We start from the raw sequence: 11,890 nt of genomic DNA on the forward strand, positions 1-11,890 counted from the left end.
GGTTTACGAGGTTATAAACGTGATACCTACGAAGGCGGAATTCGCGTTCCCTTTATCGTTCGCTGGCCTGGTAAAGTGCCAGCAGGGGTTGTTGATACGCAAACCGTCATAACAGCTGTGGATTTGTTACCTACTTTTGCCGCAGCAGCGGGAGCAACCCTGCCGGATGGGTATCAGTCTGACGGTGAAAATGTGTTGAAGCTTTTTGAAGGTAAACCCTTTACACGCAGTAAACCAATGTATTGGGAGTGGCAGTATGCGCCAGAGCAAGGGGAGCTACGCTCGAATTTGAATAAAAGTTTGTTAGTGGTGCGTGAGGGAGAATGGAAATTATTCTGGGATAGACGCTCAAATAGTAAAGCGTTGTACAACATTATGACAGATCGTGGTGAACAATTAGATGTGGCAGATAGATATCCTGACAAGGTGGCGCATTTAACTGCATTACTTACAGCGTGGAAGGCAACGTTGCCTGCGGAGCCGAAAGCATCCACCTTATCTAAAGCACGAACTACCGGACAACATTAATTAAAATTAGCATGAAAAAGTTAATTATTTTAATTCTGGTGGGGTTAGTTGGGAGCAATACTGGCCATGCTAAGCCGAATATCCTGTTTATATTTGCTGATGACTTGAGCTATAAGACGGCAGGGTTTAACGGAAATGACGTCGTTAAAACCCCTAATCTGGATCGAATAGCCGCGCAAGGCACGGTATTTGAAAAAGCGTATAACATGGGATCATGGGTTCCAGCTGTATGCCATTCATCGCGGACAATGCTCAATACGGGTAAATTTTTATGGCGCAGCAAAGAAGTCGAGCAAGCTTATAACGCCGGCAAAGTAACTCGCCAAATTGCCAGTCAGTTGTGGGCCAGACGCATGCAACAAGCCGGGTATAACACTTATATGACGGGAAAATGGCATGTGGACGTTCCTGCTGCACTGGTTTTTGATTCTATTGGTACAGAACGGGCAGGCATGCCACTGCAAAAAAATCGCCGATATCTTCGAAGTTTTGATCCACAGCAGGATAGCTGGAGCCCTTATGATCAAACAATGGGGGGATATTGGCAAGGTGGTAAGCATTGGAGTGAAGTTCAGGCTGACGAAGCGATTGATTTTCTTCGTCACTATCAGGACGATAAACCCTTCTTTGTTTACCTGGCCTTTAATGCGCCTCATGATCCGCGTCAGGCACCTAAAAAATATCAGGACTTATATCCAATTAGTACCTTATCGTTGCCTGAGAATTTTATTCCCAGACCTAATAGTGAATTAATGGAAGCAATGGGAATTAAACGTAAGGCAGAGACACCAAAGGTTATCAGCCCTGCATTTCCATTGGGAACCCTGTTAAGAGATGAAGCGCTAGCACCTTATCCTCGTACGGAGTATTCGGTAAAAGTTAACAGACAAGAATACTATGCCGCTATTAGTCACATGGATAAGCAGATTGGTCGAGTGGTGGCTCAACTCAAACAGCGAGGAGAGCTAGATAATACCCTAATTATTTTTACTGCCGATCATGGTTTGGCAATTGGCGAACATGGGCTGATGGGGAAGCAAAATATGTATGAGCATAGTTTAGCCGCCCCCTTGTTTTTAACAGGGCCTGGAATCCCTAAGGGGAAAATTCGTAAGCAGCTTATATATCTGCAAGATGCAATGGCTACTTCATTGGAGGTTGCCGAAGCGGACCTAGATGGTATTGAGTTTAAAAGCCTGCTGCCCCTTGTTAACGATGCTCGAAAAACCAGCTATTCAAGCATTTATGGCGCTTATATGAATTTCCAACGGGCCATAATTAAGGATAATTTAAAGCTCATTTTATATCCAGATAATAAAAAAGTGGCACTGTTCGATTTGCAACAGGATCCCAATGAAATACGGAATCTTGCAGGACAGCCGGAACATTGGAATAAGGTACGCCAACTTTTCAATCTCTTAATAGCAAAGCAAAAAGATATGGGTGATACGTTAGATTTGGTGACGTCATATCCTGAGCTATTGTCGCAAAAATAACTGATGTTCCTACATAGACTGTAAGGTAAGTAAAATGATTAATATCAAACCCATAGAATTGCTGCTTCTGAGCATGTTGCTAATTTCCTCCTTGCTAACGATAACGGCAAAAGCGGATGAGCAGCGTCCCAATATTCTATTTTTACTAACAGATGATATGGCGTATTGGGCAACGGGATATCAAAATTCAGAATTTTTAACGCCACAAATCGATGAATTGGCTCAACAGGGAGTCACTTTTAGCAATCACTACAATACGACATCGATTTGTATGGCCAGTCGCGCCACAATTATGACAGGTTTACTGGAATATCGGACAGGGACTAACTTTATGCATGGGAGTATGCAGTCTGATATTTTTGAAACGTCTTATCCCATTTTATTGAAAAAAGCCGGTTATCTAACTGGATTTGTTGGTAAATTTGGTTTTGAAACACCACCATTAAATCCGGAAAAATTACCTGCTGATTATCAAAATTTACCGGTGGACAAATTTGATTTTTGGGCAGGTGGTAAAGGCCAGTTGGACTATACAACGGCCAACAATTACTATTTGAAGCAGTATGCAAAACGCTACCCCCATGTAACGCAAGCGAATGGTGCTGCAGCAATTGATTTTATTCGCGAAGCTCACAAGCAGAACAAGCCGTTTAATTTATCGGTAAGTTTTAAAGCCCCTCATGCACCAGTTCGGCCGGATCCACAATTTTCTTCTTTGTTTGAGGGAAGGGAATACAGTAAACCTGCAAATTATTGGCGGGATAAGGGCAAGCATTTAGCACTTCAGGCTAAACTAGGCCGGCAATATCTTACTGAGGATGGATTTGGATTTGCGCCTGATACATTTAATCAGCGCATGGCGGATTATAACCAGCAAATTTATGGCGTGGATGTTGTCCTTGGTCGTCTTCGGGCTGAATTGGACAAATTGGGCATGACTGATAATACTGTAATTATCTTTACGGCTGACAATGGGTACCAAAATGGTAATTATGGTTTTTCCCGCAAGGTATTACCCTATGAAGAATCTGTTAAGGTACCGCTAATTATCTATGATCCCAGGCCGAATAAAATGCAAGCAGGTAGTCAGACTGAGGCGTTAACGGCGAATACCGATTTTGTTCCTACAATTTTAGAATTAGCAGGCATTAAGCCTGATAAACATTTGGATGGGGTAAGCTTACTCGAAGTATTACGTCATCCTTCACAGACAGTGCATCAGTTTGTCCCCCTACTTAATGTATGGGGTTCAGCACCGACTCACTATTTGGGAGTAGTGACTCCCAAATGGAAATATATTTACTGGCCATATGCAGAGGGGATATCAGAGAGTGAAGAGCTGTTTGATTTATCCCAAAATATGCCAGAAATGCGTAATCTTGTGCGTAATAAAAATTACGTAACACCTTTACATACGTTACACAATTTATATGACCTACAGGTGAAAAATTGGCAACATGATGCCATTCATGTTAATGGTTACGTTAACTATGCAACCATATTTGATCGTAATATTGCTTGGAAGCAAAAAAAGTCATATTTTGAGTCCTCCTTTATTCACGATTATCAGCAATATTTTAAACAATACCAACAGGATCCTGAAGAATTCGAGAAAACATTTGGTATTACTTTACCTAAGCCGATGGAAGACCCATCTAATTAAGCACTTCTGCTACCTGTAGGGCGTTTCGCCCTACTCCTCTTTTATTGTTAATCGTTGTATATCCCCTACTCAATGCAAAAGCATGTTCATTGTTTCAGCTTTGTGAATGCAGTGTTATTTGCTTGTAATTGGTTTATATATGGATTATCGTTTACTTCTTAAAACATTGTTGGTGCGATTTGTGATAATGGCTATTGGAGCTACACATGCCTCCAGCAATAATTTATCAAGGTGAACAAGTATGGGTAGGTTGATGAGTAAACATGGTCAATTAACTAGGTTTTTGGGTGTATGGGTATTCATAGTTATTGTCGTGTCTCAGGTTTCAGCAGCCATTGCGCAAGAGCGTTCAATGGATGAGCTTTGGGGGGATAATTCAGTTGCAGGTTCCCAAGAAAGTATGCAGCGTGGACGATGGTTTAAGGAAGCCAAATACGCCATGTTTGTGCACTGGGGGTTATATAGTATTCCGGGGGGGCAGTGGAAAGGAAAAACCTATTATGGCATTGGTGAATGGTTAATGCACGATCGGATGGCGGGGATCGCAGTTGATGATTATTCTGTATTGGCTAAACAATTTAATCCTGAGGAATTTGATGCCAAAGCAATGGTTCAACTGGCTGTTGACGCAGGTATGAAATACATTGTGATCACAGCAAAGCATCATGAAGGTTTTGCAATGTATGATTCTGCCGTGACAAATTACGATATTGTTGATGCGACGCCTTACAAGAAAGATCCCCTCAAAGCCCTAGCTAAAGCCTGTCAGGATGCGGGTATTGGTTTGGGGTTTTATTACTCGCAATATCAGGATTGGTACGAACAAGGCGGCGCTAACCTATCATGGTCGGATGAAAAGCAAACTCGAAGTTTTGATGAATATTTCCATCGTAAGGTTATTCCGCAAGTTACCGAGTTGTTATCTAACTATGGTCCCGTTGCTGTACTTTGGTTCGATACGCCTGGAGACATGGGGAAGGAACAATCACAGCAGTTGGTTGATTTAGTAAGAAAAATACAGCCTCAAACTCTGATCAACAGTCGTATCGGAAACGGAGTGGGGGATTACAGCAGTTTAGGTGACCACACTATTGCGCTGAATAATCATCAAGGATTATGGGAAACCGTGGATACCACCAATGATTCCTGGGCTTTTACCCAATACGACAAAAACTGGAAAAGTGGTCCGGAGGTCGCGCAAAGATTGATAACGACAGTTGCACGTGGTGGTAGTTATATGCTCAATGTTGGACCTGATGGGAATGGAAATATTCCAGAAATGGCCGCACATAATCTGCGTTTAGCAGGACAATGGTTAAAACACCATGGTGACACTATTTATGGCGCTGATCCTTCACCATGGGGACGAGCGCAATCATGGGGGGATGTAACAGTTAAAGGGAATAAGCTGTATCTGCATATATTTACTTGGCCTCAAAATGGTAAGTTATATTTAAGTGGCTTAATGACGCCTATTCTAGGTGCGGCAATAAGCACAGATAAATCTCAACAGCTCACATTTCATCAGGAGTCGTCTGGGTTAACCACGATTAGTGTCCCCTTCAACAAGCCTGACGATCTTGTGCCCATTATTGAAGTGGAATTGAAAGCTAAACCTCGGGTACGGGAAGCCATAGGGATTGATCCGGCTTTACCTACTGAACTTAATGCCGTGTTTGCTGATTGTCGTGGTTGTATCAATAAACCCATTCGTTGGATGCATAAGTTTGGTGAGTGGCATTATGCTGAAACTCTGAATTCGTGGCAGGATAATGGCGAAGGGAGTTGGAATATCTATGTGGATAATCCCGGAATTTATCAGGTGGATGTAAGGTATTCAGCGAATGAAAACGTGGATTATTCTGAATGGTTGATCAAGATTGGTAAAGAATCACTACAAATGCAGGCACTGGACTCTGGGGAAAGAAAGCATTCCCGGCGAATGAATGGTGGTTTACTTCCCCGTTTTCGCAGCGTTCGTTTGGGGGTCATGTCATTGCAGCAAGGTTCGCAAATATTGTCGATTTCACCTACCAGTAATGTGATCGATGGCGGTATTCGCTTAGAGTCTATCCGTTTGAGCCCCATGGTAGAGTAGAGCTATTCACTGAAAACAATCTTCTTACTTTATGGGTAAGTAAAATTCAGCTAGGGTGACCTACTTTCTTTGGAAAAATTGATATGGTCTTTATTCAAAGATAAGACATGTCCATAGGAAGTAGGTCAAACTCGGTGGAAGGCAATGACAGTATTGTTGTCATCGAGGAATTAACGTCAATGCTTTTCAGATATCTAGATTACTAAGTCGTATTTTTAGCCACAAGTCCTTTCCTCTTCTACACCTAAGTCGTTTCCTAAGTTCATAAAAATACTATTAAACACTTCTTTTACCACGCTGAGAGGCAAAGAGCATGATGGTTTAGCTACGCTAAGGTGTACAGTCTGGTTTTACTTGTCGTTAACATCCTCTGTTTTTTGCAAGTAGTATTTATTCACATCATAAATTATTTTTTGTGGGAACCTGATGTACACGTCATTTAGATTCTCACATCTCAAAAGTAACTATATCTGTTTGTTTAATATAGTTATTTCTTTTTCTTATTTAGTGGGTAGGTAAATAGCTACTCTTTTTGAAAAGATTTGTGCTCAAAATTTATATGAATTATATGTGAAATTGTATTGCATATATAAAATTTAGCTTGCAGATGTAAATGTTTTGTGAGATTCTGGCTCCAGTTTTGTAAACGAATGCCTGTTTTACTGATGAAAATCGGTCTGTTGAGAACTGATACAACAACGTGGATACACTGCATATGAAAACGATTAAAATTAAAAATTTTAAAGAAAAAAAGAAATTAGCCCAAATAATAAACTCAGCTTTTGCTGGATTAGCTGTTAGTAGCATGACCGTTTCATCTATTGCTATGGCGCAAACAGAAGAGTCTGGTGTTGAAGTTATTCAAGTTTCAGGGGTACGAAGTAGTCTTGATGAAGCCCGAGATATAAAGAGGTTTTCTAATACAGTGGTTGATGCAATATCTGCTGAAGATATTGGCCAGTTCTCTGATGATAGCATTGCTCAGGCAATTCAGCGTATACCTGGTGTCCAAATTGAAACTGATGATGCAGGTACCGATGGAGATCGGGTATCTATTCGTGGCCTAGGTCCGGAATTTGTGAATTCAACTATTAATGGCCGGACTTTACTCTCTTCAGGTAACGAGGGGCGTAGTTTACGTAAAATGAATTTCAATGTATTTCCACCGAGTGTTCTATCTGGCGTTGAAGTTTCTAAAGGTCAAACGGCGGATCGCCCTGAAAGTGGTTTAGCTGGGCAGGTCAATTTACAAACGCTGCGTCCATTAAGTGTGAAAGGTCTCGAAAATGGTGATATTACCGGTAATGTTTCATTACGGTATGAGTATGAAGATCTCGTGGGTGGGACAGGTAATCGTATAAACGGTTTAGTGGTGGGTAAAAATGATAAAGGAAATTTAGGGGGGTATATCGGACTGGTTTTGTCTGACTCTGAATTAAACCGCGATCAAATACAGCTTCAGCGAATTTCTACAGATCTACTTATCGATAGTGATGGTGACGGCGTTCAGGATAGCACAATGGAAGGGGTTAGTGCGCCATACCTGATATCTATGAACCCCATACGCAGCGAACCAAAACGTACCGCCATTTCTACGGGCTTGCAGTATGAGACTGATGGTGGTTTACAAGTTGTGTGGGATCTCATGTATTCAAATTACGACAATAAATCACACCGTGATAACGGGCAGTTGTTATTTGATAGTAGTTATGCAAGCACTGTGTTTAATGCCAATAGTGTTGAAGTTGACGACCAAGGCCTTGTTACCTCTTTAGATTATCGTGACTCCACTGGTGATGCACCGGTTTCGTCAAGAGTGATGTCTTTGCAGTATAACAATGAAACGGAAAATTTAATTACTGGGATTAACTTTGATTGGATGCTAAACAATACGAGTGTTAATCTGGATTTATATTATTCAGAAGTGGATTACGCTCAGGATTTACGTCACTCACGTATGATAAAATCTCTTGATAATTCACAAATTAATGTCGTTTTGGATGGGGAAATTCCATATATAGAACAAGCAGGAATTGATGAAGTTGATGGGTATAGTCTATTTGATATGGTCGTTCGCCAAATTGACTTAGATGGAGAAAATGCTGGGGTTACCCTAGGATTGACCACAGATATTGATCATGATGTTATCCGCTCAATTGATTATGGTGTGAGTTATTCTAATACGGAATTAAATTCTCGTCGTACTAAAATTGGAACCAGTTATAATCCGGAGCAAGCTGATGAAATTGCTGCAGCAGCGCTTACCGGCGATGTTACACCCAATGACTTTTTGGATGATGAAAACTTTCAGCCGTCTAGTTGGTTGCGTTTTGATTTGGCAGATATTGCATCAGTTGATCCTTTTGTTCTAGAGACCCAATTTGATGATTTGGGTGTTGATCCTGCAGCATCTCATTTGAGCAAAGAGGCCATTACCTCGTTATGGGGACAGGTAAATTTTGATACTGAATTAGGCGATACACCGGTGCGTGGTAATGTTGGATTACGTGCAGTGTATACCGATCACTCTGCCACTGCGGGTGTCGTTATAAGTGGCGCGGATCCTGTAAATGAAACAACGGGCGGAGATTACTGGGAGTTCCTGCCGAATGTTAACTTTAATATTGCATTGACCGACTCGTTAGCCTTGCGTTTAGGTTTTTCTAAGACATTGAGCCGTCCGGATTATGAAGATATGGCTCCAATAACAAGTATTAATGTAGTGTCAACCGAGACTGATATTGGAGTAGCAACATCTGGAAATTCAGATCTTAATCCGATGACAGCATATAACTATGACATTACATTGGAATATTACAACCAATATGATGGTGCATCAGTTTTAAGTGTTTTCTATAAAGATGTTAAAGATTTTATTATAGATACAACCCAATATAGTACAACGATTCCTGGCTACGATGGCGTATACGATCTAACAACGGCTGTGAATTTTTCTGATGGTGAAGCGTCCGGGATAGAAGTTGGTATTTATCAGCCTTTTGATAAACTTCTACCTGCTTTAGAAGGGTTTGGCGTTTCTGCCAACTATACGTATGTAGATAGCTCATTTGATAAGGATGTTGGAGATGCGGGCTTTGGCTTCCCGGGTTCATCACAGGATAATTTTAACTTTGTTGGATTTTATGAAGCGGATCTATTTACTGTGCGGTTGGCATATGTTTACCGTGGCGAATTTTTCCGTAGTCTGCAGGGTACTGGCTCCCAAGTTGATTCAGCCCGGTTTACCGCAGCTATTGAATCACTCGATATGAATATAACATATCGTGTTACTGATAGTTTTGATTTGCAACTTAACGGCACGAACTTAACCAGTGATGATCGTCGTGATTTTGTAGGTTATGAAGCAAACTTCTTAGATTATTTTGCTCGCGGCCGTCAATTCGCGCTAACCGCTACGTATAAGTTTTAGCTTAGCGCGATTGATTATATTTTGGTTAGTTATTAGCTGAATATTTTTTCTGTGTTGATATAAAAAGCGATAAATCGATAAGGTTTATCGCTTTTTCTTTTTGAATCGTTACCGTTTTAGAGACCAATAGTAACCAGAACGTGACCATCAATATTTCCTTTTAGTGCTTTATTTTAATTTTTTGCACTTGATAAAAAATCTAAAATAACGAATTAAATTAATTATTTATGGGGATTTCTTAATTCCGAAACCAACGATAATCAGGAAGAACGGATGAATGAGGTTGATAGGTTTTATCGCATGAAAGGCGCCATCGAATTACGTATCCAGTATGAGGGTTTAACTACGGTACAAGCCAATAGGTTTGGTCGAGAGCAAATAAAAAATACAGAGGATGACATTCACTATGCTACTACATCAATCAGTCAATAGTACCGATCAAATCAAACAATACATTTGAGGAATTCTAAAGTCTGCTCGTCCCAAAGGATAGCAATTTCCTATTTGCCAATGCGTATAATTAGTAGGTACATATCTTAATTCTGACGACCAGTTAATCGGGCGAGTAGCTAATGACCCCCTTGGTCTCCCCAAATTTGCTCTAAGCGCTGATCGCGGCCGCAGTTCCAGCGATAAAGTTTGTAGCGAACAGGGCTTTTTTTGTAAAAATCTTGATGGCCAATTTCATTACCTTTGATGGGATAGAATCGGCTGGCCTCTAGAATGGGAGTAACCACGGTTTGGTCGGGAAATTGTGCTTCAACGGCCGCTTTTGAGGCTGTTGCTAGCTGGCGCTCCTGCTCGTTGGCAACAAAAATGGCACTTAGGTAACTGCTGCCTTTATCGCAAAACTGGCCCTGGGCGTCAAAAGGGTCAATATTTACCCAATAGTGGGCGAGAATATCCTGATAGCTGAGTTTCGACTCGTCATAGGTAATTTTAACCGCTTCGTAATGGCCTTGGTGATTACCGTTATAGGTGGGGTTTTTCACGTTGCCGCCGGTAAACCCAGAAACTACGTCAGTAACGCCCTCCAGCTTTTCAAAGTCTGATTCCATACACCAAAAGCAACCGCCTGCTAATACGGCTTCTTTTGCATGGGTTGCAAAAGAGGTCATCGACACGCTGAGTAAAAATAAAGTTATTGCAGGTTTCATATCCGTTCCTATTTTTCTATACCTGCAAAATATGTCAGGCCTATAAAGTAAAAGAACGGACTAACCAGCAATAACTTTCATTTTTTTAGTGGCGACGGGGTTCGGCAGTGCTCATTTTAGCAATGAAACTTCTGTTACGGTGTCGCTTATATGGCCAGAGCTTGTAAATCTTGTGCAAGAGTGAGTTTGGGTCTTTCAACTACTCGGCCCAGCTCTTTATCATCTTTTAATAAAATAAAGGTTGGCGTGTATTTAAGTTCATGGGAAAGGGCGATGCCTTTCGGGTCCCGCTTGTTGCGGTCGACGGCAATTAATTGAATATTGATGCCATTAAGCCCGTTGGCATCTAGGGTTTTAAGCAGACGGGGTACTTCCCGCTCGCTGTCGTGACACCAGGTACCAAACAGAACTAACAGTGAATGCCCTTGTAAAGAGGCGAGGGCAGACACTTCTTCATCGCTGGGTGAATAGGCGTTGTAATTATCTGAAAATACAGGGTACTGGACAAGTAACTGTTGTTGGCTAATTTCACCCACCGCATCTTCTTGTTGGCTAGCGCTGGAGTAGCTACAGGCGCTTATTACAGCAACCAATAACAGGATAACGCCATGCATAAAGTAACGTTTTTGCATCAATATATTCCAAGTTGAGACGCTTGTTGTTCAAGCGCCGGTAAGCCCGGTAACCAATAGAGTGTATTTTCTTATTCTTGAACAAGCCGTACAGGGCAATCAAGGTAACGTGTATTTTATAACTTAAACTGCTCAACTTGCGAAGAAAGATTAAGGGCAAGCTCATCAAGCTTTTCACTTACGGTAACTAAAGCCGCCGTTGCGTTTAACGTGCTGTCCCCTGAAATACTGATTTCATTAATATTTCGACTGATATCTTCCACCACTGTTGCTTGTTCTTCCGTGGCGGTGGCAACTTGGGTGTTCATGTCGTTAATGAGTGAGATTTCGTCGTTGATTTGCACTAAAAGGCGATCGATATTGTCGGTGGCCGAGACCACTTTTTGTGTTTGAGATTTACTGTCTAACATTTGATTCACGGCATCTTTTGAATCATGTTGGAATCTATCAATTTTCACCTGAATTTCATCGGTGGCTTTGGCGGCACGTTGCGCAAGGGTGCGCACTTCATCGGCAACGACTGAGAACCCGCGACCTTGCTCACCAGCACGGGCAGCTTCAATTGCCGCATTTAGCGCAAGCAAATTCGTTTGTTCTGATATGCCGCGGATGGTGTCCAAAATACTGCCAATGGCCGCGGTGTGATCGTCCAAGGATTGGATAACCCCCGAGACCGTTTCAATTTGCTGATTCAACTGATTGATTGCCTGTACGGCATGTTGGGTAACTTTGCGCCCCTCTAAAGAGTTGATGGCGGCTTCATTTGCATTTTTAGCCGCTAAGGATGCCGATTGGGCAACTTCTGAGACAGAGCTGCCCATTTGGGTGAGTGCCGTGGCAACTTGCAGGGTTTGGGCTTGTTGCTGACTGGTAGAGTCTTTTGTGG

At 41.7% G+C, this 11,890-nt stretch carries 9 protein-coding genes; 6 read left to right on the forward strand and 3 right to left on the reverse strand.

Going from position 1 to position 11,890, the window contains the following annotated elements; all coding sequences use genetic code 11:
- The 6 genes from V5298_RS17435 to V5298_RS17460 all read left to right on the forward strand — a co-directional run.
- Positions 1-528, forward strand: a 528-nt coding sequence (locus V5298_RS17435) for a sulfatase family protein (protein WP_332932709.1), incomplete at its 5' end; no start/stop codon positions are given.
- A gap of 11 nt (positions 529-539) precedes the next feature.
- A complete protein-coding gene (locus V5298_RS17440) occupies positions 540-2,024 on the forward strand; it encodes a sulfatase-like hydrolase/transferase (RefSeq protein WP_332932710.1) in 1,485 nt (494 codons plus the stop codon).
- 34 nt (positions 2,025-2,058) lie between these two features.
- On the forward strand, positions 2,059-3,687 hold the full coding sequence (locus V5298_RS17445) for a sulfatase-like hydrolase/transferase (protein WP_332932711.1): 1,629 nt from the start codon (positions 2,059-2,061) through the stop codon (positions 3,685-3,687).
- A 253-nt stretch (positions 3,688-3,940) separates the two neighbouring features.
- Positions 3,941-5,785 (forward strand): alpha-L-fucosidase, encoded by a 1,845-nt coding sequence (locus V5298_RS17450; RefSeq protein WP_332932712.1) that lies wholly within the window; start codon positions 3,941-3,943, stop codon positions 5,783-5,785.
- 715 nt (positions 5,786-6,500) lie between these two features.
- Positions 6,501-9,215 carry a TonB-dependent receptor gene (locus V5298_RS17455; RefSeq protein ID WP_332932713.1) on the forward strand — a complete coding sequence of 905 codons (2,715 nt, stop codon included), beginning with the start codon at positions 6,501-6,503 and terminating at the stop codon, positions 9,213-9,215.
- Between the two features lie 273 nt (positions 9,216-9,488).
- Positions 9,489-9,647 (forward strand): hypothetical protein, encoded by a 159-nt coding sequence (locus tag V5298_RS17460; protein WP_332932714.1) that lies wholly within the window; start codon positions 9,489-9,491, stop codon positions 9,645-9,647.
- A 137-nt stretch (positions 9,648-9,784) separates the two neighbouring features.
- Here V5298_RS17460 and msrA read toward each other — a convergent pair whose 3' ends face one another.
- The 3 genes from msrA to V5298_RS17475 form a co-directional block, all read right to left on the reverse strand.
- Entirely contained in the window at positions 9,785-10,372 is a 588-nt protein-coding gene (gene msrA, locus V5298_RS17465; protein WP_332932715.1) for a peptide-methionine (S)-S-oxide reductase MsrA, read from the reverse strand.
- A 146-nt stretch (positions 10,373-10,518) separates the two neighbouring features.
- Positions 10,519-11,004, reverse strand: coding sequence for a TlpA family protein disulfide reductase (locus tag V5298_RS17470; RefSeq protein ID WP_332932716.1), 486 nt, complete (start codon positions 11,002-11,004; stop codon positions 10,519-10,521).
- Between the two features lie 116 nt (positions 11,005-11,120).
- A partial coding sequence (locus tag V5298_RS17475; protein ID WP_332932717.1) for a methyl-accepting chemotaxis protein occupies positions 11,121-11,890 on the reverse strand: 770 nt, incomplete at its 5' end.

Origin of the sequence: Alteromonas sp. 14N.309.X.WAT.G.H12 (assembly GCF_036697315.1) — a bacterium.
Taxonomy (GTDB): domain Bacteria; phylum Pseudomonadota; class Gammaproteobacteria; order Enterobacterales; family Alteromonadaceae; genus Alteromonas.

What these genes read in the sequence shown, in the direction of transcription:
- V5298_RS17470 (WP_332932716.1), bottom strand. Translation starts at nt 11,004, where the DNA reads ATGCAAAAACGTTACTTTATGCATGGCGTTATCCTGTTATTGGTTGCT.
- V5298_RS17450 (WP_332932712.1), top strand. Translation starts at nt 3,941, where the DNA reads ATGAGTAAACATGGTCAATTAACTAGGTTTTTGGGTGTATGGGTATTC.
- msrA (WP_332932715.1), bottom strand. Translation starts at nt 10,372, where the DNA reads ATGAAACCTGCAATAACTTTATTTTTACTCAGCGTGTCGATGACCTCT.
- V5298_RS17440 (WP_332932710.1), top strand. Translation starts at nt 540, where the DNA reads ATGAAAAAGTTAATTATTTTAATTCTGGTGGGGTTAGTTGGGAGCAAT.
- V5298_RS17460 (WP_332932714.1), top strand. Translation starts at nt 9,489, where the DNA reads ATGAATGAGGTTGATAGGTTTTATCGCATGAAAGGCGCCATCGAATTA.
- V5298_RS17455 (WP_332932713.1), top strand. Translation starts at nt 6,501, where the DNA reads ATGAAAACGATTAAAATTAAAAATTTTAAAGAAAAAAAGAAATTAGCC.
- V5298_RS17445 (WP_332932711.1), top strand. Translation starts at nt 2,059, where the DNA reads ATGATTAATATCAAACCCATAGAATTGCTGCTTCTGAGCATGTTGCTA.